This window comes from Microbacterium sp. SS28 (genome assembly GCF_022761035.1).
In the GTDB taxonomy this organism is placed as follows: domain Bacteria; phylum Actinomycetota; class Actinomycetes; order Actinomycetales; family Microbacteriaceae; genus Microbacterium.
On record NZ_JAKWJP010000002.1, the window covers coordinates 479356 to 503999 of the forward strand.

Genomic DNA, 24644 nt, shown 5'->3' on the forward strand with positions numbered 1-24644 from the left:
GGCCCGGCCGGTAGAATCGCCTGGCACCCCACACTCAGGCACGCTCACACAGTGCCGCACATATCGCACGAGGAGACCCCGTGGCCGACGCCCAGATTCCCGACAAGCCCGCTCTCGAAGGCCTCGAAGACAAGTGGGATGCCGCGTGGGAGCAGCAGGGAACGTATCTGTTCGACCGTGCGAAGGCCGCCGAGGTGGGCCGTGCGGGCGTCTACTCCGTCGACACGCCGCCGCCGACGGCATCCGGAAGCCTGCACATCGGCCACGTCTTCAGCTACACGCACACCGACGTCAAGGTGCGCTTCGAGCGCATGCGCGGCAAGACGGTGTTCTACCCCATGGGGTGGGATGACAACGGTCTGCCGACCGAGCGCCGCGTGCAGAACTACTACGGCGTGCGCTGCGACCCGAGCCTCGCCTACGTCGCCGACTTCACGCCCCCGTACAAGGGCGGCGACAACAAAAGCAGCAAGGCCGCCGACCAGGTGCCGATCAGCCGCCGCAATTTCATCGAGCTGTGCGAGCGGCTCACGGTCGAGGACGAAAAGCACTTCGAGGCCCTGTGGCGCAAGCTCGGGCTGAGCGTCGACTGGACCCAGACCTATCGCACGATCTCGGACGACACGATCCGCACGAGCCAGCTCGCGTTCCTGCGCAACCTCGAGCGCGGCGAGGCGTACCAGTCGATGGCGCCGACGCTGTGGGACATCGACTTCCGGTCCGCGATCGCGCAGGCCGAACTCGAGGACCGCGACCAGCCGGCCGCCTACCACCGCGTCGCGTTCCACAAGGTCGACGGCTCGGGCGACATCCACATCGAGACGACCCGTCCCGAGCTGCTCGCGGCGTGCGTAGCCCTCGTCGCGCACCCCGACGACGACCGGTACAAGCCGCTCTTCGGCTCGACGGTGCGCACGCCGATCTTCGGCGTCGAGGTGCCCGTGCTCGCCCACCCGCTCGCGCAGGCCGACAAGGGCTCGGGCATCGCCATGGTCTGCACCTTCGGCGACGTGACCGACATCATCTGGTGGCGCGAGCTCGACCTGCCCAACCGCACGATCCTCGGCCAGGACGGCCGCATCATCGCCGAGGCGCCCGACGCGCTCGAGACGGATGCCGCCAAGGCCGCATACGCCGAGATCGCGGGCCTGACCGTCTTCAGCGCCAAGAAGCGCATCGTGGAGCTGCTCCGCGAATCGGGCGAGCTCGAAGGCGACCCCAAGCCCTTCACGCACGCCGTGAAGTTCTTCGAGAAGGGCGACCGACCCCTCGAGATCGTCTCGACGCGCCAGTGGTACCTGCGCAACGGCGCGCGCGACGCGTCGCTGCGCGACCGCCTCATCGAGTACGGACGCCAGATCTCGTGGCATCCCGACTTCATGCGCGTGCGCTTCGAGAACTGGACCAACGGCCTCACGGGCGACTGGCTCGTGTCGCGCCAGCGCTTCTTCGGTGTGCCGATCCCCGTCTGGTACGCACTCGACGAGAACGGCGAGCGGGACTACAGCGAGGTGCTCGTCCCGGCCCTCGAGCAGCTTCCCGTCGATCCCTCGACCGACGTGCCGCCGGGCTACCTCCCCGAGCAGCGCGGCGTGCCCGGCGGCTTCGAGGGCGAGAACGACATCTTCGACACGTGGGCGACCTCGTCTCTCACGCCGCAGCTCGCCGGCGGCTGGGAGCGCGATCCCGAGCTGTGGAACCTCGTGGCCCCGTTCGACCTGCGCCCGCAGGGCCAGGACATCATCCGCACGTGGCTCTTCTCGACGCTGCTGCGCAGCGCGCTCGAGGACGGTCGCCCACCGTGGTCGGATGCCGCGATCTCGGGTTTCATCGTCGACCCGGACCGCAAGAAGATGTCGAAGTCGAAGGGCAACGTCGTCACGCCCGCCGACATCCTCGACCAGCACGGCTCGGACGCAGTCCGCTACTGGGCGGCATCGAGCCGCCTGGGCACGGATGCCGCGTTCGACCCGCAGAACCCGACGCAGATCAAGATCGGCCGTCGCCTGGCGATCAAGGTGCTCAACGCCGCGAAGTTCGTGCTCTCGTTCCCCGTGCCGGAGGGCGCCGAGGTGACGCACGCGCTCGACGCGTCGATGCTCGCGACCCTCGACGGCGTCGTCCGCGACGCGACGAAGGCGCTCGAAGCGTACGACCACGCGCGCGCACTCGAGATCGCGGAGTCGTTCTTCTGGACGTTCTGCGACGACTACCTCGAGCTCGTCAAGGAGCGCGCGTACAACCAGACCGACGTGGGGCAGGCGTCCGCGGCGCTCGCGCTGCGCATCGCCCTCGAGACGCTTCTGCGCCTCTTCGCACCCGTGCTCTCGTTCGCGGCCGAGGAGTCGTGGTCGTGGTTCCATGACGGCTCTGTGCACGTGGCGGGTTGGCCCGAGCCGCTCGGCATCGACGGCGACCCCGCCGTGCTCGTCGCCCTGAGCGAGGCCCTCGTCGGCGTCCGCCGTGCCAAGACCGAGGCCAAGGCCTCGCAGAAGACGCCGGTCGCGCGCCTCACGATCGCGGCCCCCGCTGCGTCGGTCGCGGCGCTCCAGCTCGCGGAGGGCGACCTCAAGGCCGTCGGGCGCATCGCCGAGATCGAATACACGGATGCCGAGACCACGACGGTCTCGGACATCGAACTCGCTCCTGTGGAGGTGTGACATGCAACTCGGAACCCGTTGGACCTCCGGCGACACTCCCCCGGCCGCCGTGCCCGCGGCCCTCGTCCGCGGCATCAGCGGCGTCGACGCCTCGATCCCGTCGGACGAGCTCGGCCAGCCGCGCCCGCGGTGGACGCTCACGTGGCTCGAGGGCCGCCCGATCGCCGAGCTCGACACGGGCGTCATCGTCTCGCTCGGCCCCGACGGCGAGGCCGTCGTGGGCCACGACGACGACACGGGGTTCGGCGGGCACTGACCGGCGCGCGGCCCCGCCGCGCCTCGATAGGCTCGGCGGCATGGTGTCCGAGAACCCCGTGTCCGACAACCCGCTGCTCACCCCGAGCCCGCTCCCGTATCAGCTCCCCGACTACGGCGCGATCCGGCCGGAGCACTACCTGCCGGCCTTCGAGCACGCCTTCGCGGAGCACAAGAGCGAGATCCGGGCGATCACCTTCGTGCGCTCGATGCCGACGTTCGAGAACACGCTGGTCGCCCTCGAACGGAGCGGGCGCCTCCTGAGCGAGGTCTCCCGCGCCTTCTACACGGTCTCGTCCGCCGATGCGACGCCCGAGATCCAGAAGGTCGAAGAGACCCTCGCGCCGCTCATGTCGGCGCACTACGACTCGATCCAGCTCGACGCGCAGCTGTACTGGCGCATCAAGACGCTGCACGACCAGCTCGCCGACCTCGACCTCGATCCCGAGCAGCGCTACCTCGTGCAGCGCCACTTCACCGAGAAGACGCAGGCCGGAGCAGGGCTCGACGACGACGCCAAGGCGCGGCTCACCGAGATCAACCAGCGCCTGTCGACTCTCACGACGACGTTCGAGAAGAACCTGCTGGGCGACACGAACGATCTCGCCGTCGTCTTCGACAGCGCCGACGACCTCGACGGCCTCAGTGAGGGTGAGCTGTCCGCCGCCGCGCAGGCCGCCGCCGATCGCGGCCTCGACGGTTCGTACCTCGTGACGCTGACCCTCTTCACGGGGCATCCGTATCTCGCAAGCCTCACGAAGCGCACGAGCCGCAAGCGGATCCTGGATGCCTCGCGCTCACGCGGCTCTCGCGGCAACGCGTTCGACAACCGCGACGTGCTGCGCGAGATCGTGCGGCTGCGCGCACAGCGCGCCGAGCTGCTGGGCTATGCGACGCACGCCGAGTTCGTGACCGCCGACGAGACCGCGGGCTCCCCCGCCGCCGTCCACGACCTGCTCCGCCGGCTCGCCGTCCCCGCCGCGCGGAACGCCCGGCAGGAGCAGGAGGCGCTGCAGGCGATCATCGACGCGGGTCCCGAGCCCTTCGCCCTCGAGGCGCACGACTGGGCGTTCTACACCGAGAAGGTGCGGCAGGCCGAGTTCGACCTGGATCGCGCCGCGCTGCGCCCCTGGTTCGAGGCGGAGCGCGTCCTGCAGGACGGCGTCTTCCGCAGCGCGACCGACCTGTACGGCATCACCTTCACCGAGCGCGGCGACCTCAAGGCGTACCACCCCGACGCGCGGGTCTTCGAGGTGCACAACGCCGACGGCTCGGCGCTCGGCCTGTTCATCCTCGACCTCTACACGCGCGACACGAAGCGCGGTGGAGCCTGGATGAATTCGATCGTGTCGCAGTCGGAGCTGCGCGGCACGAAGCCCGTCGTGGTCAACAACCTCAACGTGCCCAAGCCCGCGCCCGGGCGCCCCACCCTCCTGACGCTCGACGAGGTGACGACGCTCTTCCACGAGTTCGGCCACGCGCTGCACGGACTGTTCGCGACGGTGACCTACCCGCACTTCGCGGGGACCGCAGTGTTCCGCGACTTCGTCGAGTTCCCCAGCCAGGTCAACGAGATGTGGATCTACTGGCCCGAGGTGCTCGGGGGCTACGCCCGCCACATCGAGACGGATGCCCCGCTCCCGGCGGAGGTCATCGAGAAGCTCGCGGCGTCCGAGACCTTCAATCAAGGGTTCGCGACGAGCGAGTACCTCGCCGCCTCGTGGCTCGACCAAGCCTGGCACTCGCTCACGGCGGAGGCCGCTGCGGGCGACGTCGAGGTCGCCGAGTTCGAGGCATCCGCTCTCGCCGACATCGGACTCGACAATCCCGTCGTCCCGACGCGCTACTCCTCGACGTACTTCGCGCACGTCTTCTCGGGCGGCTACAGCGCCGGCTACTACTCCTACATCTGGAGCGAGGTGCTCGACGCCGACACGGTCGAGTGGTTCCGTGAGAACGGCGGTCTCACCCGCAGCAACGGCGACCGCTTCCGTGAGCGCCTGCTCGGCGTGGGCGGCTCGAAGGATCCGCTCGAGGCGTACCGCGATTTCCGGGGACGGGATGCCGAGATCGGCCCGCTCCTCGCGCGCCGAGGTCTCACCGACTGAGGTCGGCCGGCCTGCGGCTCAGGCGCTCTTGCGCTTGTGCCGCAGGACGAGGGTGGGCGGAGCCCCTTCGTCGACCGCCGCGCGGGTCACGATGACCTTGTCGACGTCTTCGGCGGAGGGGATCTCGAACATGATCGGGCCGAGCACGTCCTCGAGGATCGCACGGAGGCCGCGGGCGCCGGTCTTGCGCAGCACCGCGAGGTCGGCGATCGCCTCGAGGGCATCGTGCTCGAACTCGAGCTCGACCCCGTCCAGCTCGAACATGCGCTGATACTGCTTGATGAGGGCGTTCTTGGGCTCGGTGAGGATCTCCATGAGCGCCACCTGATCGAGCGGCGTCACGGATGCCACGACCGGCAGTCGCCCGATGAACTCGGGGATCAGGCCGAACTTGTGCAGGTCCTCCGGGCGCACCTCGCTGAAGAGATCGAGCTCTTTGCCCTTCTCGTGCAGAGGTGCCCCGAACCCGATGCCGTGCTTGCCGACGCGCGACGAGATGATGTCCTCGAGACCCGCGAACGCGCCGGCGACGATGAACAGCACGTTCGTCGTGTCGATCTGGATGAACTCCTGGTGCGGGTGCTTGCGACCGCCCTGCGGCGGTACGGACGCGACCGTGCCTTCCAGGATCTTCAGGAGCGCCTGCTGCACGCCCTCACCCGAGACGTCGCGCGTGATCGAGGGGTTCTCGGCCTTGCGCGCGATCTTGTCGACCTCGTCGATGTAGATGATTCCCGTCTCGGCGCGCTTCGTGTCGAAGTCGGCGGCCTGGATGAGCTTGAGGAGGATGTTCTCGACGTCCTCGCCGACGTAGCCGGCCTCGGTGAGAGCTGTCGCGTCCGCGACGGCGAAGGGCACGTTGAGGCGCTTGGCGAGCGTCTGGGCGAGATACGTCTTGCCGCAGCCGGTCGGGCCGATGAGCAGGATGTTGCTCTTGGCGATCTCGACCTCGTCGGCGCGCTGCTCGGCGGACTGGATCGTGCCGTGCGCGCGGATGCGCTTGTAGTGGTTGTAGACCGCGACGGACAGCGCGCGCTTGGCGGCCTCCTGGCCTACGACGTACTCCTCGAGGAAGGAGAAGATCTCACGAGGCTTGGGGAGGTCGAACTCCGAGACGACGCCGGCGCCCTGTTCGGCTGCGCGCTCTTCGATGATCTCGTTGCACAGCTCGACGCACTCGTCGCAGATGTACACGCCCGGGCCCGCGATGAGCTGCTGGACCTGCTTCTGGCTCTTTCCGCAGAAGGAGCATTTGAACAGGTCGGCGCTCTCACCGATGCGGGCCATGAGGCTCTCCTCTTCGCTGACCGGCGGACGCGCCGGGATGACTTCGAGCCTAACCTCTGGCGCGGACAACCGGCGGGATTGCGACGCCGGGTGTGGAAGGTGCGCGGAATGTCCGCTCCCAGCGGAAACCGGGACGCGAGAAGGCCCCGGCGTCCTCCAGGGATGCCGGGGCCTTCTCGTACGCGACTAGCGCGCGATCGCCGCCTGCCCGCGCTTGCGGGTCGTGAGCACCTGGTCGACGAGACCGTAGGTGACGGCCTCCTCGGACGAGATGATCTTGTCGCGGTCGATGTCCTTGTTGACCTCTTCGACGGACTTGTGCGAGTGCTTCGACAGCGTCTCCTCGAGCCACGTGCGCATGCGCAGGATCTCGGCCGCCTGGATCTCGATGTCGGACGCCTGGCCGTGGCCCGCCTCGCCCATCGCGGGCTGGTGGATCAGGATCCGCGCGTTCGGCAGCGCGAGGCGCTTGCCGGGCGCGCCCGCCGCGAGGAGCACGGCCGCCGCCGAGGCCGCCTGTCCGAGGACGACGGTCTGGATCTGCGGCGAGACGTACTGCATCGTGTCGTAGATCGCCGTCATGGCCGTGAACGAGCCGCCGGGCGAGTTGATGTACATGATGATGTCGCGGTCGGGGTCCTGGCTCTCGAGCACGAGCAGCTGCGCCATGACGTCGTCCGCCGACGCGTCGTCGACCTGGACGCCCAGGAAGATGACGCGGTCTTCGAACAGCTTGTTGTACGGGTCCTGGCGCTTGTAGCCGTAGGCCGTCCGCTCTTCGAACTGAGGCAGGATGTAGCGGCTCCCGGGGGCCTGGACTCCGGGGAATGCGAGACCCTGGGGCGAGGCGCCGAAGGTGGGGGTTTCCATGTGTGTCGTTCCTGTCTTTCGCCTTCGGACGCCGGTCAGTCGGCGGTTCCGCCGCCGCCGATGACGTCGGAGAGGTGTGCGCGGATGTGGTCGACGAAGCCGTATGCGAGGGCCTCTTCAGCGGTGAACCAGCGGTCGCGGTCGCCGTCCTCGTTGATCTGCTCGACGGACTTCCCCGTCTGAGCTGCGGTGATCTCGGCGAGACGGTTCTTCATCGAGATGATGAGCTGCGCCTGCGTCTGGATGTCGCTCGAGGTGCCGCCGAAGCCGCCGTGCGGCTGGTGCAGCAGCACGCGGGCGTTCGGCGTGATGTACCGCTTGCCCTTCGTACCGCTCGTAAGCAGCAACTGGCCCATCGAGGCGGCCATGCCGATGCCGACGGTGACGATGTCGTTCGGCACGAACTGCATCGTGTCGTAGATCGCCATGCCGGCCGTGATCGAGCCGCCGGGCGAGTTCACGTAGAGGTAGATGTCCTTCTCGGAGTCCTCGGCGGCGAGCAGGAGGATCTTGGCGCAGATCTCGTTGGCGTTCTCATCACGCACCTCCGAGCCCAGCCAGATGATGCGGTCCTTCAGCAGCCTGTCGAAGACGCTCGTCGCGACAAGTGGTTCGGCCATGTGACACTCCTGATTCCGTGGTCGTGTCAACGAATCTACCGGCGCGCCGTGGGCGACCCGGCCGATGTTCGCCCTGGGCAGATCAGCGCGCCGGATCCGCCAGTTCCCGCGCATACCCCGTGACCGAGCGCGTGTAGAGCGGCAGGTGCGGAGCGAGCGCCGTGAGGGCGACGGATGCCGCGCGCGCGGCATCCCCGGAGGACGCGAGCGCGAGCGAATAGAAGGCCGCGACGGCGTCGTTCAGACGGGTGCCGGCGCTCTTCTCGTATTCGGCGCGGAGCATCTCGAGCGACTCCTCGACCTCGCCCAGGTTGCGGATCGTGCTCGCGAGCTGGATGACCGCCCGCGTGCGCAGCTCACCGTCGAGGCCGCCCGCGAGCGCCGCGCGGTACAGCGGCTCCGCCTCGGCCTCGAGGCCCGCCGAGTCGCGCGCGCCCGCGCGCTCGAAGAGCGCCCTCGGGTCGTCCGCCGCGCGCTCCGACGCGATCGCGTCGATCACCCGGATGCGCTCGAGGTCGTCGAGCGCCTCGTCGGCCCAGGCGGCCTCGATGCGGGAATCCCAGTCGTCGGTCATGCCGATCCTTCCGTCGAAAGAAAGGGGGACGGATGCCGCAGCATCCGTCCCCCCATCACCGCGGTGCAGTGACTACTCCTTGTCGGCAGCGGCCTTCTTCTTGGCCGGTGCACGCTTGGCGGGCGCCTTCTTCGCGGGCGCAGCCTCGACCTCGGCCTCTTCGGCCTCGATGATCTCGTCGGCCTCGGCCGCGGCATCCACGATCTCCTCGGCCTCTTCGACGACCTCGTCCTCGTCGTCGACCGCGACGAAGCCCGCCAGGTCGACCACGGCGCCGTTGGTGTCGACGACCGAGACCTTGCCGAGCGCGACGGCGAGCGCCTTGTTGCGGGCGACCTCGCCGACCATCGCGGGCAGCTGGTTGTTCTCCTGCAGCGCGTTGACGAAGTCCTGAGGCGCCATGCCGTACTGAGCGGACGACTGGATCAGGTACTGCGTGAGCTCGTCCTGCGAGACCTGGACCTCGAGCTTCTCGGCGATCGCGTCGAGCAGCATCTGCGTGCGGAACTGCTTCTCGCTGGCCTCGGTGACCTCGGCGCGGTGCACGTCGTCCTCGAGGCGCCCCTCACCCTCGAGGTGGTTGTGCACCTCGTCCTCGACGAGCTGGGCGGGAACGGGGATCTCGACCTGCTCGAGCAGCTGCTCGATGAGCTTGTCGCGCGCGGCGGCGCCCTGCGTGAAGACCGACTGCTGGCCGGCGCGCTCCTTGAGACTGTCGCGCAGCTCGGCGATCGTGTCGAACTCGCTCGCGATCTGAGCGAAGTCGTCGTCGGCGTCGGGAAGCTCGCGCTCCTTGACAGCCGTGACCGACACCGAGACCTCGGCCTCGTCACCGGCGTGGTCGCCGCCGACGAGCTTCGAGCGGAACGTGGTGTCCTCGCCCGCGGTGAGCGACTCGATCGCCTCGTCGATGCCCTCGAGCAGCTCGCCCGAGCCGACCTCGTACGACACGCCCTCGGCGCGGTCGATCTCGTTGCCCTCGATTGTCGCGACGAGGTCGAGCTCGACGAAGTCGCCCTTGGCGGCGGGACGGTCGACGGTCACGAGCGTGCCGAAGCGGCCGCGCAGGCGGTCCAGCTCGGCCTCGATGGCGGCCTCGTCGACCTCGGCGGCGTCGACCGTGACGGTCGTGCCCTCGAAGGCGGGCAGCTCGAACTCGGGGCGCACGTCGACCTCGACCTCGATCTGCAGGTCGCCCGAGAAGTCCTTCTCGTTCGGCCATTCGATGACCTCGGCCTTGGGACGGCCCAGCACGCGCAGCTCGTTGTCGCTGACGGCCTCGCGGTAGAAGACGTCGAGACCCTCGCTCACGGCGTGCTCGATGACGGCCGTGCGGCCGATGCGCTGATCGATGATCGGCGCGGGGACCTTGCCCTTGCGGAAGCCGGGGATCGACACGTCCTGCGCGATGTGCTCGTACGCGTGCGTGATGCTCGGCTTGAGCTCATCCGGGGTGACCGTGATGTGCAGCTTCACCCGCGTCGGGCTGAGCTTCTCGACGGTGCTGTTGACCATGCCTGTTCGTTCTCCTCGTCTTGACCGCGCGCGTGCGCGGCGCTGAAGGTGTGGGTCTCTGAGTTTCGGGGGCCGTGATGTCGGGGCGACAGGATTTGAACCTGCGGCCTCCCGCTCCCAAAGCGGGCGCTCTACCAAGCTGAGCTACGCCCCGGGCGGATGCATACGCGCGCGTACGCCGAACGGCCCCGAGAAGTCTAGCCGACACACGTGGGCATCGCCTGAGCGGCGGCGCGATCGGCAGGGTGTTGACTTCCCATGAGGATGGTGGGACCTTCCAGACGGGAAATTCCATGAAGGGGGAAGCGATGGCTGGAACGGGCTCCCGTCCGAACTACGAGCATCGTCGACGGATGCATCCGCGGCGGCCGCAGACGACGCTCGCCGAGCGTTGGGCGCTCGTCGACGGCATCGACGTCTTCTACCGCGAATCGGTCAATCCCCCCGCCGCCCGGGTCATGATGCACGTCCACGGCTTCGGGCTGTCGGGCCGCTATCTGCTGCCGACGGCGGAGCGGCTCGCGGACGAGTTCCACACCCTCGTGCCCGATCTGCCCGGCTTCGGACGCAGCGGCAAGGCTCCCAACGCTCTCGACGTGCCCGACCTCGCGCACGCCGCGGCGCGATTCCTCGACGAGCGGGGCATCGAGAAGGCGACGCTCGTGGGCAACTCGATGGGATGCCCAGTCATCTGCGAGTTCGCCCACCACTACCCTGATCGGATCGAGCGCGCCGTGCTCGTCTCCCCCGCGGGCGGGATCCACAATCAGCCACTTGCGCGGGCCATCGGACAGCTCAGCAAGGACGGCGGCCGCGAACCCGTCAAGATGGTCGGCGTCGCGACCCCCGACTACCTGCGGTTCGGCATCCCGAGCACCTTCAAGATGTTCAAGGCGCTCACGCAGTATCCGACGCTGCAGCGACTCCTCGAGCTGCACCTTCCGACTCTCGTCGTCCTCGGCGAGCGCGACCCCCTGCTGCCGGGCTCCGCGCGGGTTCAGGAGGTCGCGTCGCAGACCGACAGCCACGTCCTCATCGTGCGGATGGAGGGTGCGGCGCACGCGATCAACTTCAGCCATCCGGACGAGCTCGCCCACGTCATCCGTCTCTTCATGGACGACAAGCCGATGGTCGACCACAGCGACGGGATGCAGCACACCCAGATCTACGAAGTGCACCGAGGAGTGAACCACCCGCCCGTCCAGGAGGACTGATGCGGTGTATTAGACTCGTCCGGTGCGCTCAGCGCATGCGGAGCGGCTGTTCTCGAGACAGCTGATTTTCCGGGGCTGTAGCTTAGTGGTAAAGCCTTAGTCTTCCAAACTAATGATGCGGGTTCGATTCCCGTCAGCCCCTCCAATGCCCAGACGTGCCGACGAAGTCGGTGCGGCTGGGCATTCGTGTGGGTGCCGTCGGAAACGCTCCCGCATGCGGGCGGTCCCGCTCCGCAGAGGCTCCGCGCAGCGCGAAGCGATGCGTGGAGTGGCGGAGTGGCCGATTCCCGTCAGCCCCTCCAATGCCCAGACGTGCCGACGAAGTCGGTGCGGCTGGGCAGTCGTGTGGGTGCCGTCGGAAACGCTCCCGCATGCGGGCGGTCCCGCTCCGCAGGATTCACGTCAGCTGCCCGGCTCGGCCAGCACCGCGATGAAGCGCTCCGGCAGGACGACGTTCTCGGATGCCCCGCGGAAGAACCCGGCCACCTCGTCGGGCGTGTACCCCGCGATCCCGCAGCCCACCTCGGTCACGAGGAAGCGCAGCTCGGGGTGGTCGGCCGCGAAGGCGACGAAACGCCGGGCCTGCTCCTCGAAGACGGCGAGCCCCGACATCGTGTCGATCCCGTACGACTGGCCCTGCAGGCCCTCGGACTGACCCCAGATCGCTCCGAAGCGGTCATAGGCCGTGCGCGCCGCTCCCCCGCCGTGCGCACCGTGGCCGTTCGACCCGAAGACGAACACCTCGCCGGGTTGGAGCGTGTCGATGCGCATGTCAGTCCACCGGCGACGCCGTCGCGTGCGTCGCGACGTGCCCGCGGTAGGTCTCGGCGTTGCGGACGATCCCGGCACGCTCCTCCGCCGTCAACTCGCGGCGCACCTTCGCCGGCACACCTGCGACGAGCGACCCGGGCGGGATGACCGACCCCTCCAGCACGACGGCGCCGCCCGCCACGAGGCATCCCTCGCCGATGACGGCGCCCGACAACACGACGCTGCCCATGCCGATGAGGGTGCCGTCGCCGATCGAGCAGCCGTGGACGACGGCGTTGTGCCCCACCGAGACGTTCTGGCCGATGACGGTGGGATGACCCGCGTCGACGTGCACCGAGACATTGTCCTGCAGATTGCTCCCCGCGCCGATGGTGATGCTGTCGCCATCGGCGCGCAGCACCGCGTTGTACCAGACGCTGGACCCCTCCGAGAGGGTCACGGCGCCGATCACGCGTGCGCCCGGAGCGACGAACGCGGTCGCATCGATCGCGGGCGTGCGGCCGGGCAGGGACAGGACGGAGGCGGCTTCGGCGATCGTCATGTCCCGACCCTAGACCGCGTCCCGACGTCGTATGACGCCCCGAGTGAGCCCAGCCTTGGCTTGCTTGCGGAATGCATCGAGCTGAGTAGCGTTGAGCCAGACGACAGCACACGTCCATCGGAGGGTATTGACATGACGAAGACCCAGACCACCCCGGCGACCGCGGCCGGGCCCGAAGTCGCCGCAGGCTCGGCCCAGTTCCTGACGCCTGTGACGCTCGGACTCCAGGCCCTCGCCGTCAACGGCAAGCAGGCGCACTGGAACGTCCGCGGCGCGAACTTCATCGCGATCCACGAGCTCCTGGACTCCGTCGTGGCGCACGCACAGGCGGGTGCCGACGAGGCCGCCGAGCGGATCGTCGCCCTCGGACTCCCGATCGACGCACGCCTCGGCACGATCGCCGAGAAGACCACGGCGACGGGCGTCGCAGCCGGCTTCTCGCAGTGGGACGACATCGTCCGCGCCGTGATCGCCGACATGGACGTCGTGATCGCCGACGTGCAGGCCGCGATCGACGGGCTCGACGAGATCGACCTCACGAGCCAGGACATCGCTATCGGCATCAAGGCGTCGCTCGAGAAGGACCGCTGGTTCCTGTTCGCGCACCTTGCGGGCTGAGTAGGCGCACGATTCCACGAAAGCCCCCGGAGCGATCCGGGGGCTTTCGTCGTCTCGGGATGCCGCGTCAGGCGTGCTGCAGGAAGGCGAGCACTGCGAGCACACGACGGTGCTCCGTCGCGGACTCCTCGAGGCCGAGCTTCGCGAAGATCGCGCTGATGTGCTTCTCGACGGCGCCCACTCCGATGAAGAGCCGCTGCGCGACGGCCGAGTTGCTCCGGCCCTCGGCCATGAGCTCCAGCACGTCGCGCTCGCGGGGTGTGAGGCGCGACAGCGGGTCGGGCCGCGCCGCGAGCAGTCCACGCACGACGAGCGGATCGAGCACCGTGCCGCCGTCGCGCACGCGTTCGACGGCGTCGGTGAACTCCTCGAGCGAGGTGACGCGGTCCTTGAGGAGGTAGCCGATGCCGCCTTCGCCGCCCGCAAGCAGCTCGCGCGCATAGACGCCCTCGACGTACTGGCTGAGCACCAGGATGCCGAGCCCCGGCAGCGCCGCGCGCAACGCGATGGCGGCGCGGATGCCCTCGTCGCGGAAGTCCGGCGGCAGCCGCACGTCGAGCACCGCGACATCCGCCCCCGCCTTCCGCACGCGCTCGACGACCTCGTCGGCGTCGCCCCACGCTCCGGCCGTGACATAGCCCGCCTCGTCGAAGAGCCGAACGAGCCCTTCGCGCAGCAGGACGGAGTCCTCGACGAGGACGATGCGCAGCGGATCGGTGCTCATCGGCTCAGGATAGGACGCGCTCATGCGTCCGCCGGCGCACCGGCGAGCGGCACATGCACGCCGACCGTCGTCGGTCCGCCGAGGGGTGACTGCAGGACGAGGTCGCCGCGGAGTCCGTGTGCCCGCTCGCGCAGCCCCTCGAGACCATGTCCCGGTGCGAAGCGCGCACCGCCGCGGCCGTTGTCGACGAGCCAGAGGTCGAGCGTCGGCTGCTCACCGGGACCCACTGGTCGCACCCACACCCGCAGCGTCGCGGCCGTCGCGGCGGAGTGCTTGGCGGCGTTCGTGAGCAGCTCGGCGGCGATGAAGTACACCGTGCGGGCGACTTCGGCGGGAACGGCCGCGTCGATCGCAGGGTCGAGCTCGACGCGGGTCGGCACAGCGCTCTCGAGTGCGAGCGCATCGAGCGCGGCGCTGAGCCCCCGATCCTGCAGCAGCGGCGGCGCGACGCCCGACGACAGCGCGCGCAGCTCGTCGAGCGCAGCCTTGGCGTGACCGCGCGCCTCGCGGGCGAGTTCGGCCGCGGCATCCGTATCTCCCGCCTGAGCCCGCCGTTCGAGCGACGCGAGGTCCATCTGCAGGCGCACGAGCCGCTGCTGGGGACCGTCGTGGATGTCGCGCTCGAGGCGACGCAGAGACTTGTCCTCCGCGACGACGGCCGAGCTGCGCGCGGCGGCCTCGGCGCGGACCTCCGCCGCAAGGTCGTCGGACGGCCAGCGTCCGAGCATTCCGCGCGCGACGCCGTGGTGCGCGAGGGAGAGGCCGCGCAGGACCCACGGGAGGGTGAAGGAGAAGAGGATGCCGGCGACGAAGTAGAGCACGACCTCGACCGTCCACGACGACCAGCCGTCGAAGAGCCACGGCACGGCATCCGCGACGTAGTGGCCCCATTCGCCGCCGTCTCCTCGCGGGAGGAACAGTCCCCAGAACCCGTAGGTGAGGCCGCCGAGACTCACGCTGAGCCACGTGACCGTCAGCACGAACGAGATCGTGCTGAGGATGGGGCTCACGATCATGCCGTGCAGCAGATAGATCCAGTAGTGCCCGTTGCGGAGGGGCCGGATGAGCGTCGCCCAGAAGCCCGGGCGTGCGACGGGGTCGCGATGCCACTCCGGCTCGGCGACGGCGGGAAGGCCCGTGAGACCCAGCAGGAAGCGGTCGGCGACGCCGAACCCGCGGGCGACGAACAGCGTCGCCACGATGATCGGAAGCCCGATCACGATGATGAGCAGCCCGACGCCCGTCCAGAACAGTCCCGAGAGCACCGACACCGACGTCATCGCGAGCACGAAGACGGCGAGCAGATACACGGCACTTCCCGGCACGCGCTTCCACAGCGCACCGTAGCTGCGCCAGAAGCTCGGCGCGGTCTCGGGATAGGGGGTGATCGTCATGGCTCCTCCAGGTTCTCCCCCAGCATCCCGAACGGCGCGGAGTCGCGGCATCCGACCCGCTCCCCGATCGGGCGGGGGGACAGCCCCCCTCTCAGCCGACGTGCGTGAGGCGCCCGCCCAGCATCGTGGCCGCGACGCGCATCGACCGCAAGCGGGTCTCGCCCGCCGTGAGTGGATCGGCCTCGCACACGACGAGGTCCGCGCGGGCGCCGGGAGCGATGATCGACGGGTTCGTCGATCCGCCGTGCGTCGAGGCCGCGAGCGCCGTCACGGCATCGAGGGACTGCTCGGGATGCCACGGCTCGCGTCCGTCCCGCGTGCGGTGCACAGCGGCGGCGAGCGCCGCCCAGGGGTCGAGCGGCGAGACGGGGGCGTCCGAGCCGAGGAGCAGGTTGGCGCCCGTCGCGGCGAACGCCGCGAGCGGATACGGCATCGCTGTCTGCTCGGCCCAGATCGTGTCGGTGAGGTCGCGGTCGTCGATCGCGTGCTCGGGCTGGACGCTCGCCGACACGCCGAGCCGCCCGAAGCGCGGGATGTCGACGTGCGCGACGAGCTGCGCGTGCTCGATCGTGCCGGTCGCGCCGGTCACCGCGAACGCGTCGAGCGCGTGCGAATTCGCGACGTCGCCGATCGCGTGGATCGCGCACGCGAGACCGCCGCCCGTCGCGCGCGTCATGAGGTCGACGAGCGTCGCGGGGTCGACCGTCAGGACCCCGTGATTGTGCGGATCGCCCGGATAGGAGCGAGAGCAGGCGGCGGTGCGCGTGCCGAGCGATCCATCCGTGATGACCTTGAGCGAGCCGACACGGACGAGATCGGATGCCGCTCCCCGGGCGACCTCGCCGGTGCGGAGCCCCTCCGTGAGCGCGCGATCGAGATGCTCGGGGTAGACCCCGAACTCGACGCGGAGCGTGTCGAAGCCGGAGCGCGTCCGGCGCGCCCACGCCTCCTCGTTCCACGCCATGTCGAGATCGACGAGCCCGACGATGCCGCGGGATGCGGCATCCCGCGCCATCTGCTCGACGAGGAGGTCGCCGGTCTGCGGATCGACGAGATTGAGGCGGCGCGAGATCTCGAACGCGGGCTCTTCGCGCAGGAACCCCGAGCCGTCGGGTGAGAAGAGGCCCTCGCGGCGCAGGGCGGCGGAGTTGAGCCAGACGCTGTGCACGTCGGCGTTGATGAGGTACGTCGGGGTTTCGCCGGTCGCCGCGTCGAGCAGCGGGAGCGTCGGCGCATCGGCCCAGAAGGCGTCGCGGTAGCCCGTGCCGACGCGCCGGCCATCGATGACGGGCGCCTCGGCCATGAGCGCCGCCGCGTGCGCCGCGGACGTCGCATGCCCGAGGGGAGCCCGCTGCGAGACGAGCGACCACTGCATGACGTGGACGTGGTGGTCCCACAGGCCCGGGATCAGCGTGCCGCCCGTCGCGTCGAGCACGAGGCCGCGGGGGGCGAGCGCTCCGGCCGGCGCGATGTCGACGGTGGCGCCGTCCGCGATGTGGACGTCGAAGGGGCCGTCGTCGGGAAGGAGCTCGCTGCCCGGGCCCGCGATGCGGACACCGGCGATCGTCCCGACCGACTCGCCGACGGCCGTCACGCGGGCCGCCGCATCGCTTCGTGCGCACGGCGCATCTCGGCGGCGAGGGCAGGGTTCGCGTACGCGCCGTCGCCGCTCAGCTCCGCGATGATCGTCTCCACGATCTCGGGCGTCTTGTTCTGGCTCAGCTTGCGCTTCGCGACGACCTTCGTCGGCGTCAGCCGGAAGCCCACCGTCCCCTTCTCGAGCCGCTCGATGTAGGCCGGGTCGTTCGGCGGCTCCCAGAGCAGGCGGGGCTGCGGCATCCGGTTCTCGAATCTCGCGACGAGCCGATCGAGCACGCGCAGGTTCTCTTCCGTCGAGAGCACCTCGGGGACTCCGGTGAGGTGCGCCGAGACGAAGTTCCAGGTCGGCACGTTCGAGGCGTCGCCGTACCAGCCGGGCGAGATGTAGCCGTGCGGGCCCTGCACGACGACGAGCAGCTCGCGCTCGCCGAGTCCGTGGATGAGATCGTCGGGCTTGCCGACGTGCCCCACGATCGTGAGGTCGTCGCGGTCCTCGTCGAGGAGGACGGCGTAGTGCGACGCGACGAGTCCGTCGTCGGTATGGCTGACGAGCGTCATCCACGAGTTGCGGTCGATGAGTCGGCGGAGCTCGGCGATGTCGGTCATCGCGAAGCTCGGGTTCTGGCGCATGTGTCCAGCCTAGGAGCCCGGGACGGGTGTCACCTCTGGCAGGAAGGGCACCAGTACAGCTTGCGGGCGCCCATCTCCTCGAGGACGATCGCCGTGCCGCACGTGCGGCACGGCAGGCCCGTGCGGTGGTACACCCAGTGCCGGTCGTCGCGGCTCGCCATCGCGGCGCGCCACGCATCCGGGTCGAGGTCGTCCATCGTCATCATCTGGCCGGTCTCGACGCCGATCGCGAGCAGACGCACCCAGTCGCGCCACAGCTCGCGCACGACCTCCTCCGGCACGTCGCGCCCGGGCGTGTGCGGATCGAGGCGGGCCCGGTACAGCAGCTCGGCACGATAGACGTTGCCGATGCCGCTCACGACAGCCTGGTCCATCAGAAGCAGTCCGATGGGCGTCGGCTTGCGGCGGACGACCGCCGTGAATCGGTCCTCGGCCTCGGCCGCGTCGTCGACGAGCGGGTCGGGGCCGAGCTTCGCGATCGTCGCGGCGACCTGGTCGGGAGTCTGCAGTTCGCAGGCCGTCGGTCCCCGCAGGTCCGCGCACGTCTGGTCGGCCAGCAGCCGGAGGCGCACCTGGCCCACGACGGGCGGAGGCCACTCGTCACCCTCCTCGGGCAGGCCCTTCGTCTGCTCCGACATGCGCACGTGCACGCGCGTGCGGCGCGGCGCGCCGATCGACGTCAGCGAGTTCTCGCCCGCGGCATCCAGGATCGGCTCTTCGCCCAGCACCGTGCCGCGCTGGTTCGTCTGCCCCTCCCCACGCCCACTCCACTCGCCGCTGGCGCGTCGAGCGGAGCCTCCGGGCGCGTGGGCCTGCCGGCCGTTCGCCGCAGCGATCGTCGGATCGACGAGGATCTCGCCCGCGAAGTCCCACGCGCCGTACATGCCGAGGTGCACCCGCAGCCACAGGTCGCCCTCGAACGCGAGGAACATCTGCTTGCCGACGGCACGCACCGATTCCGCCTCGCGGCCGTCGAGGACAGCGGCGCCTTCGGCGAAGCGGCCCTGCGGGCTCGACGCGCGCACCGCGCGACCGACGAAGTTGCGATCGAACTGGCGCGCGATGCGATGGACGGAGTGTCCCTCCGGCATCCGGGGATCAGCCCGCTTCGGGGTCGAACGCGTCGGAGGACTCGCCGCCCGTCGGCGCGGCAAGCCGGCCACCCGGCGTCGCGCGCGGGTCAGGCTCGAGGGTGCCGTCGGTCTCGTATGCGCCGACCTGACGGATGCGGCGGACGTGGCGCTCCTCGTGCGAGAACGGCGTCGCGACGAAGCGGTCGATGAACGACGTCACCTCGTCGAACGTGTGCTGACGCGCGCCGATCGCGATGACGTTGGCGTCGTTGTGCTCGCGTGCGAGTTCGGCGGTCGCGATGCTCCACACGAGCGCCGCACGGATGCCGCGCACCTTGTTCGCCGCGATCTGCTCGCCGTTGCCCGAGCCGCCGAAGACGACGCCGAGCGCCTCGATGCCGGCCTCCTGGTCGCGCACAACCGCCTGCGCCGCCCGGATGCAGAACGCCGGGTAGTCGTCGAGCGGCTCGTACTCGACGGGCCCGTGGTCGACGACGTCGTGACCCTGCTCAGCGAGGTGGTGGATGAGCTGCGTCGAGAACTCGAGGCCGGCGTGGTCGGTCGCGATGTGGATGCGCATATCGTCAATCCTAGGGAGGCGCGTCAGGGGGCGATGCCCGCGGCGGCGGGCTTGAATCCGGCGCGCACGTTCTCGCAGCACGCGGGGCGGCACACGTCGAACCACGGGCCCAGCGCGGTCTCGTGCGGGCGCTCGCTCGCGGGCGTGCCCGCGACGCGCTCGAGCACGAGGTCGATGAGCCCCGACACGTAGGCAGGGTCGACGCCGGGGGTGGGCGTGCGGACGGCGCGGATGCCGGCCCCGGCCGCGGCTTCGGTCGCCTCGGTGTCGAGGTCCCACAGCACCTCCATGTGGTCGCTCACGAAGCCGAGCGGCACGATCGCGATCGCCTCGACCCCGGCGTCCGGAAGCCCCTCGATGACGTCGTTGATGTCGGGCTCGAGCCACGGCTGCGACGGCGGGCCCGACCGCGACTGGTAGACGAGCTCCCAGCCGACGTCCGCGATCGCGGCATCCTCCTCGGCGAGCGCCGTCATGATGCGCTCGGCGACGGCGAGGTGCTGGGCAGCGTACGCGCCACCCTCGCCCCAGTCGACGTCGCGCGGGCCCGAGCGCTGCGCGTCGGCCGTCGGGACGCTGTGCGTCGAGAACAGCACGCGGATCGCCGCCGGCGCGACCCCGTCTGCACGGAAGCCCGCGATCGCCTCGCGCACCCCCGCCTCGAACGGCGTGACGAAGCCCGGGTGGTCGAAGAACTGGCGCACCTTGTCGATCGTGACGGTGCCCGCGAGCCCCGTGTCGGTCAGGACGCGCGCGAAGTCCTCGCGGTACTGCCGGCAGCTCGAGAACGAGCTGTAAGCGCTCGTCGCGATGGCGATGAGCTTGGTGTGACCGGATGCCGCGGCATCCGTCACCGCCTCGTCGAGGTACGGCGCCCAGTTGCGGTTGCCCCAGTACACGGGAAGCCCGATCCCGCGACGCGCGAGCTCGTCCTCGAGGGCGGCCTTGAGCGCACGGTTCTGCTCGTTGATGGGGCTCACGCCGCCGAAGTGGCGGTAATGGTGCGCGACCTCTTCGAGGCGCTCGTCAGGGATGCCGCGTCCGCGTGTGACGTTGCGCAGGAAGGGGATGACGTCGTCCTGACCCTCGGGGCCTCCGAAGCTCGCGAGCAGGATCCCGTCGTAGGCGACGGGGACCTCGATGTGCGGAGCGCCTCCCGATGCCTCGGGCGACGCGAAGCGCACGACCCCCTCATCGCTCGCGACGGCAGGGGGCTGATTCTCGTGCGCTTCGACCACGCGTCCATCTTTCCACCGGGTCACGACAGCGCAGTCCACATGACTCGGCCGCGAGACAACCGCTGGCATAGGCTGGGACGGTTGTCGTCGGAGCCAGCAGCATCCGTCCGCGGCATCCCCAGAACCCTCACAAACGGGAGCAGAGCGAAGTGCCTGGAGAGAACCTCACCCGCGTCGAGGCGCAGGAGCGCCGCGGCGTCGTCGACACCCATTCGTACGAGATCGCCCTCGACCTGACGCAGGGCCCCGAGACCTTCGGATCCCGCACTGTCGTCCGCTTCTCCGCGACGCCCGGAGCGTCGACGTTCATCGACCTCATCGCGCGCTCCGTCCGCGAGATCACCCTCAACGGACGCTCGATCGACACCGCCGTGTTCGCCGACTCCCGCATCGTTCTCGACGGCCTCGACGCCCAGAACGAGCTCGTGGTGGACGCCGACGCGCTCTACACGAACACGGGCGAGGGCCTGCACCGCTTCGTCGACCCCGTCGACGGCGAGGTGTACCTCTACTCGCAGTTCGAGGTGCCCGATTCGCGCCGCGTCTTCGCGGTGTTCGAGCAGCCCGACCTCAAGGCGACGTTCCAGTTCACCGTGACGGCGCCGGAGCCGTGGAAGGTCGTCTCGAACTCGCCGACGCCCGAGCCCGAGAAGCACGGCGACGGCACCGCCACGTGGACCTTCGCGCCCACCGCGCGCATCTCGTCGTACATCACGGCGCTCGTCGCGGGACCGTACGAAGAGACACGCTCCGAGCTCACGAGCGCGTCGGGCCGCGTCATCCCCCTCGGCGTCTTCGCACGCAAGAGCCTGTGGCAGCACCTCGACGCCGACTACGTCTTCGACATCACTCGCAAGGGCTTCGCCTACTTCGAGGAGAAGTTCGGATACCCCTACCCGTTCGAGAAGTACGACCAGCTCTTCGTGCCCGAGTTCAACGCGGGCGCGATGGAGAACGCGGGCGCGGTCACGTTCACCGAGACGTACGTCTTCCGCAGCAAGGTGACGGATGCCGTCAAGGAGCGCCGCGTCGTCACGATCCTGCACGAGCTCGCCCACATGTGGTTCGGCGACCTCGTCACGATGAAGTGGTGGAACGACCTCTGGCTCAACGAGTCGTTCGCCGAGTGGGCCTCCACCATCGCGACAGCCGAGGCCACCGAGTGGACCGAGGCGTGGACGACGTTCAACGCGATGGAGAAGACCTGGGCGTATCGCCAGGATCAGCTCCCCTCGACGCACCCCGTCGTCGCGCAGATCAACGACCTCGAAGACGTCCAGGTCAACTTCGACGGCATCACGTACGCCAAGGGCGGCTCGGTCCTCAAGCAGCTCGCCGCGTGGGTGGGCATCGAGGCGTTCTTCGCGGGCGTCTCGTCCTACTTCAAGAAGCACGAGTGGTCCAACACCGAGGTCGGCGACCTGCTCGCCGAGCTCGAGGCCACGAGCGGCCGCGAGCTGTCGACCTGGTCGAAGAAGTGGCTCGAGACCGCGGGCGTCAACACGCTGTCGCCCGAGATCGCGACCGGCGTCGACGGGACGATCACTCGGTTCGCGATCGTCCAGACGGCTCCCGCCGACTACCCGACGATCCGGCCGCACCGCCTCGGCGTCGGCTTCTACAACCTCCAGGACGGCGTCCTCGCGCGCGTCCACCGCGTCGAGCTCGACGTCGACGGCGACCTCACCGAGGTGCCCGAGCTCAAGGGGCACAAGCGCCCCGACCTCGTGCTGCTCAACGACGAAGACCTCGCCTACGCGAAGATCCGCCTCGACGACCGCTCGCTCGCGACCGCGATCGCCCACCTCGGCAAGATCAGCGACCCGCTCGCGCGCTCGCTCGTGTGGGGTGCCGCGTGGGACCAGACGCGCGATGCCGAGGCGTCGCCGAGCGACTACATCGACCTCGTGCTGCGCAACATCGGCGCCGAGACCGAGTCGACGACGGTGCGCACGACGCTCGCCCAGCTGCAGCTCGCCGCCAATTCGTACGTCGCACCCGAGAAGCGCTCGGCGACGCGCGAGAAGGTCGCCGACGCCCTGTGGGAGCTCGCACAGGGCGCCGAGGCCGGCAGCGACAGCCAGCTGCAGCTCGTGACGGCGTTCGCAAGCTCCGCCTCCACGGCGGCGCAGTGGGAGCGCGTCCGCCAGGTGCGCGAGGGCGAGGTCTCGTTCGAGGGACTCGCGATCGACACCGATCTGTCGTGGCAGCTGCTCGTCTCGCTCGCCTCGGGCGGAGTCGTCGACGAGGCGGCGATCGATGCGGCGCTCACTGCCGACAACACGGCGAAGGGCGGCGAGTTCGCCGCGCAGGCGAAGGCGGCGCTCCCGACGCTCGAGGCCAAGCGCACGGCGTGGTCGTCGCTCATCGACGACGACGGCCTCCCCAACACGATCGTGCGCTCGGCCGCGCTCGGCTTCGGCCACCCGGCAGGCGTCGAGGTGCTCGGCGACTTCGTCGCGCCGTACTTCGACATGCTGCTCCCGGTCTGGGACTCGCGCAGCTACCAGATCGCGCAGTACCTCATCGTGGGGCTCTTCCCCGCCGCGCTCGCGAACAAGGCGCTTCGCGACGCGACGCGCGCCTGGCTCGCCGCGAACACCGACGTCGCGCCGGCTCTCCGCCGTCTCGTGAACGAGAACCTCGCGGGCGTCGAGCGCGCCCTCGCCGTGCAGGAGCGCGACGCGCAGTAGCACTCGACGGATGCCTCGGCCTCACCGTGAGGCCGAGGCATCCGTTTTAGGATCGAACAACGATGCGACTCGAAAACACCGACCCCGCCACGACCTCCGGCGTGGACTGGCCGCAGATCTGGGCCGACGTCCTGAGCTTCCTCGGCGGCGTGGGACTGACCATCCTGTCGATCCTCGGCATCATCCTGGGAGCGCTGATCCTGGCGTGGCTCATGGGGCGCCTCATCGCGCGCATCGTGAACCGGATCGTCTCGGGCGCCAAGTCGAAGGCGAGGGTCGACGACACGCAGGCCCTCGACCGCTCGCCGCTCGCGCAGGTGCGCCTCGTGCAGCGCACGCGCACCCTCGGCTCGATCCTGTCGAACATCGTCAACACGACGATCGTCATCGTCGCGATCATCCTCGTCGTCTACACGCTCAACAAAGAGATCATCGGCTCGTTCACGCTGCTGACGGCGGCGATCGGCGCGGGTCTCGGCTTCGGCGCCCAGAACATCGTCAAGGACGTCCTCAACGGCATCTTCATCGTCGCGGAAGACCAGATCGGCATCGGCGACGTCGTCGACCTCGGCCTCGCGACGGGCATCGTCGAATACGTGAGCGTCCGCGTGACGCACGTGCGAGACGTCAACGGCACCCTCTGGTACGTGCGCAACGGCGAGATCCTGCGCATCGGCAACATGTCGATGGGCTGGTCGCGCGTCATCATCGACCTCGCCGTCCCCGTCGACGCCGACATCGAAGAGGTCGAGTCTGCCCTGCTCGACGCGGCGCAGGCCCTCGCCGTCGATCCGAAGTGGCGCAGTCGCATCCTCGAGAAGCCCGAGGTGTGGGGCCTCGAGTCCGTCTCCGGCGACGGCCTCGTCATCCGCCTCGTCATGAAGACGCGGGCCAACGCGAAGGACGACGTCGCGCGCGAGTTGCGCATGCGCCTCAAGCACGCGATCGACGAGCTCGGACTGACCCTCCCCCAGCTCAGCTCGATCGTTCCGACGGGCCTCGAGGGCGCGAGACGCGTGCGCGGCGCGAACCCTCCCAAGACCAAGCCGAGCCCCGTCACGAAGGCGATGCCCGAGAACCCGGTCTGGAAGCCTCGCAAGCCCCGCAAGTCCGCCCCCGCGACCGACCGCCCCGATGGGGAGCCGACGCCATGACGGACTCCCCCGTGAGCTTCTACGACGAGGTCGGCGGTCACGAGACCTTCGTCAAGCTCGTCGACGCGTTCTACCGCGGCGTTGCGACGGACGAGGTCCTCAAGCCCATGTACCCCGAAGAGGATCTCGGCCCGGCGGCCCACCGCCTGCTGATGTTCCTCGAGCAGTACTGGGGCGGGCCGGCGACCTACGGCGAGGAGCGCGGACACCCCCGTCTGCGGATGCGGCACGCGCCGTACCACGTCAATCCCGACGCCCGCGACCGCTGGCTCTCGCACATGCGGGCAGCCGTCGACGGACTGCAGCTGTCCCCGCTGCACGAAGCGACGCTGTGGGACTACCTCCAGCGCGCCGCGCACGCGATGGTCAACACCTTCGAGCCGACCGGCATCGGCCCGTCCTCGGACGGCCGGGACGCCACGGTCGCGCCGAACGGCCCCGCACCGGGCACCCCCAGAACCTCCATCCCCCTCATCGCGCCGCCACCCGACGTCGCATCCCCCTGAAGATCCCCCCTCACGACGAA

Annotated in this window: 22 protein-coding genes and 2 tRNA genes; 9 read left to right on the forward strand and 15 right to left on the reverse strand. The window is 69.6% G+C overall.

Annotated elements, in window-relative coordinates; all coding sequences use genetic code 11:
* Positions 1-80: 80 nt before the first annotated feature.
* The 3 genes from valS to MJ607_RS07590 are packed head-to-tail and all read left to right on the forward strand — an operon-like array spanning position 81 to position 5023.
* Positions 81-2660 carry a valine--tRNA ligase gene (gene valS, locus MJ607_RS07580; protein ID WP_243074959.1) on the forward strand — a complete coding sequence of 860 codons (2580 nt, stop codon included), beginning with the start codon at positions 81-83 and terminating at the stop codon, positions 2658-2660.
* A gap of 1 nt (position 2661) precedes the next feature.
* The gene (locus tag MJ607_RS07585; RefSeq protein WP_243074960.1) at positions 2662-2916 is read left to right on the forward strand and encodes a hypothetical protein; all 255 of its coding nucleotides are present in this window, start codon (positions 2662-2664) and stop codon (positions 2914-2916) included.
* Positions 2917-2956: 40 nt separating this feature from the next.
* The gene (locus MJ607_RS07590) at positions 2957-5023 is read left to right on the forward strand and encodes a M3 family metallopeptidase (protein WP_243074961.1); all 2067 of its coding nucleotides are present in this window, start codon (positions 2957-2959) and stop codon (positions 5021-5023) included.
* Positions 5024-5041: 18 nt separating this feature from the next.
* Here the strand turns inward: MJ607_RS07590 and clpX are convergent, their stop codons facing one another.
* The 6 genes from clpX to MJ607_RS07620 form a co-directional block, all read right to left on the reverse strand.
* Positions 5042-6310 carry an ATP-dependent Clp protease ATP-binding subunit ClpX gene (clpX, locus tag MJ607_RS07595; protein ID WP_243074962.1) on the reverse strand — a complete coding sequence of 423 codons (1269 nt, stop codon included), beginning with the start codon at positions 6308-6310 and terminating at the stop codon, positions 5042-5044.
* A 186-nt stretch (positions 6311-6496) separates the two neighbouring features.
* Complete coding sequence (locus MJ607_RS07600; RefSeq protein WP_243074963.1) at positions 6497-7180, reverse strand: ATP-dependent Clp protease proteolytic subunit; 684 nt, start codon at positions 7178-7180, stop codon at positions 6497-6499.
* A 35-nt stretch (positions 7181-7215) separates the two neighbouring features.
* Positions 7216-7800, reverse strand: coding sequence for an ATP-dependent Clp protease proteolytic subunit (locus MJ607_RS07605; protein ID WP_243074964.1), 585 nt, complete (start codon positions 7798-7800; stop codon positions 7216-7218).
* Between the two features lie 82 nt (positions 7801-7882).
* Complete coding sequence (locus MJ607_RS07610) at positions 7883-8374, reverse strand: tetratricopeptide repeat protein (RefSeq protein WP_243074965.1); 492 nt, start codon at positions 8372-8374, stop codon at positions 7883-7885.
* 72 nt (positions 8375-8446) lie between these two features.
* The gene (gene tig, locus MJ607_RS07615) at positions 8447-9889 is read right to left on the reverse strand and encodes a trigger factor (RefSeq protein ID WP_243074966.1); all 1443 of its coding nucleotides are present in this window, start codon (positions 9887-9889) and stop codon (positions 8447-8449) included.
* An 80-nt stretch (positions 9890-9969) separates the two neighbouring features.
* A tRNA-Pro gene (locus MJ607_RS07620) sits at positions 9970-10043 on the reverse strand.
* Positions 10044-10197: 154 nt separating this feature from the next.
* Between MJ607_RS07620 and MJ607_RS07625 the strand changes: the two genes are divergently transcribed.
* Entirely contained in the window at positions 10198-11103 is a 906-nt protein-coding gene (locus MJ607_RS07625) for an alpha/beta fold hydrolase (RefSeq protein WP_243074967.1), read from the forward strand.
* Positions 11104-11174: 71 nt separating this feature from the next.
* Positions 11175-11248: transfer RNA gene (locus MJ607_RS07630), tRNA-Gly, on the forward strand.
* A gap of 257 nt (positions 11249-11505) precedes the next feature.
* On the opposite strand, the gene MJ607_RS07635 is transcribed toward MJ607_RS07630, so the two are convergent.
* The gene (locus MJ607_RS07635) at positions 11506-11874 is read right to left on the reverse strand and encodes a hypothetical protein (protein ID WP_243074968.1); all 369 of its coding nucleotides are present in this window, start codon (positions 11872-11874) and stop codon (positions 11506-11508) included.
* A gap of 1 nt (position 11875) precedes the next feature.
* A complete protein-coding gene (locus MJ607_RS07640; RefSeq protein WP_243074969.1) occupies positions 11876-12415 on the reverse strand; it encodes a gamma carbonic anhydrase family protein in 540 nt (179 codons plus the stop codon).
* A gap of 132 nt (positions 12416-12547) precedes the next feature.
* Here MJ607_RS07640 and MJ607_RS07645 point away from each other — a divergent pair, with 132 nt between their 5' ends.
* Positions 12548-13033 carry a Dps family protein gene (locus tag MJ607_RS07645; protein WP_243074970.1) on the forward strand — a complete coding sequence of 162 codons (486 nt, stop codon included), beginning with the start codon at positions 12548-12550 and terminating at the stop codon, positions 13031-13033.
* A gap of 67 nt (positions 13034-13100) precedes the next feature.
* Here the strand turns inward: MJ607_RS07645 and MJ607_RS07650 are convergent, their stop codons facing one another.
* The 7 genes from MJ607_RS07650 to MJ607_RS07680 form a co-directional block, all read right to left on the reverse strand.
* A complete protein-coding gene (locus MJ607_RS07650) occupies positions 13101-13757 on the reverse strand; it encodes a response regulator transcription factor (RefSeq protein WP_243074971.1) in 657 nt (218 codons plus the stop codon).
* Between the two features lie 20 nt (positions 13758-13777).
* Positions 13778-15151, reverse strand: coding sequence for a sensor histidine kinase (locus tag MJ607_RS07655; RefSeq protein ID WP_243074972.1), 1374 nt, complete (start codon positions 15149-15151; stop codon positions 13778-13780).
* Positions 15152-15242: 91 nt separating this feature from the next.
* Positions 15243-16745, reverse strand: coding sequence for an amidohydrolase (locus MJ607_RS07660; RefSeq protein WP_243074973.1), 1503 nt, complete (start codon positions 16743-16745; stop codon positions 15243-15245).
* Positions 16742-17380 (reverse strand): FMN-binding negative transcriptional regulator, encoded by a 639-nt coding sequence (locus MJ607_RS07665; protein ID WP_243074974.1) that lies wholly within the window; start codon positions 17378-17380, stop codon positions 16742-16744. Before MJ607_RS07665 ends, MJ607_RS07660 begins: the two co-directional genes overlap by 4 nt.
* 29 nt (positions 17381-17409) lie before the next feature.
* Complete coding sequence (locus MJ607_RS07670) at positions 17410-18471, reverse strand: Fpg/Nei family DNA glycosylase (RefSeq protein ID WP_243074975.1); 1062 nt, start codon at positions 18469-18471, stop codon at positions 17410-17412.
* 7 nt (positions 18472-18478) lie between these two features.
* Positions 18479-19033 (reverse strand): ribose-5-phosphate isomerase, encoded by a 555-nt coding sequence (locus MJ607_RS07675; RefSeq protein ID WP_243074976.1) that lies wholly within the window; start codon positions 19031-19033, stop codon positions 18479-18481.
* A 23-nt stretch (positions 19034-19056) separates the two neighbouring features.
* On the reverse strand, positions 19057-20271 hold the full coding sequence (locus tag MJ607_RS07680; RefSeq protein ID WP_374238037.1) for a ferrochelatase: 1215 nt from the start codon (positions 20269-20271) through the stop codon (positions 19057-19059).
* Positions 20272-20420: 149 nt separating this feature from the next.
* On the opposite strand from MJ607_RS07680, the gene pepN reads away from it, so the two are divergent.
* From pepN to MJ607_RS07695, 3 genes are all read left to right on the forward strand, one after another.
* Positions 20421-22964 (forward strand): aminopeptidase N, encoded by a 2544-nt coding sequence (gene pepN / locus MJ607_RS07685; protein WP_243074977.1) that lies wholly within the window; start codon positions 20421-20423, stop codon positions 22962-22964.
* A 62-nt stretch (positions 22965-23026) separates the two neighbouring features.
* Positions 23027-24118 carry a mechanosensitive ion channel family protein gene (locus MJ607_RS07690; protein ID WP_243074978.1) on the forward strand — a complete coding sequence of 364 codons (1092 nt, stop codon included), beginning with the start codon at positions 23027-23029 and terminating at the stop codon, positions 24116-24118.
* A complete protein-coding gene (locus tag MJ607_RS07695; protein ID WP_243074979.1) occupies positions 24115-24624 on the forward strand; it encodes a globin in 510 nt (169 codons plus the stop codon). Before MJ607_RS07690 ends, MJ607_RS07695 begins: the two co-directional genes overlap by 4 nt.
* The last annotated feature ends 20 nt before the right edge of the window (positions 24625-24644 follow it).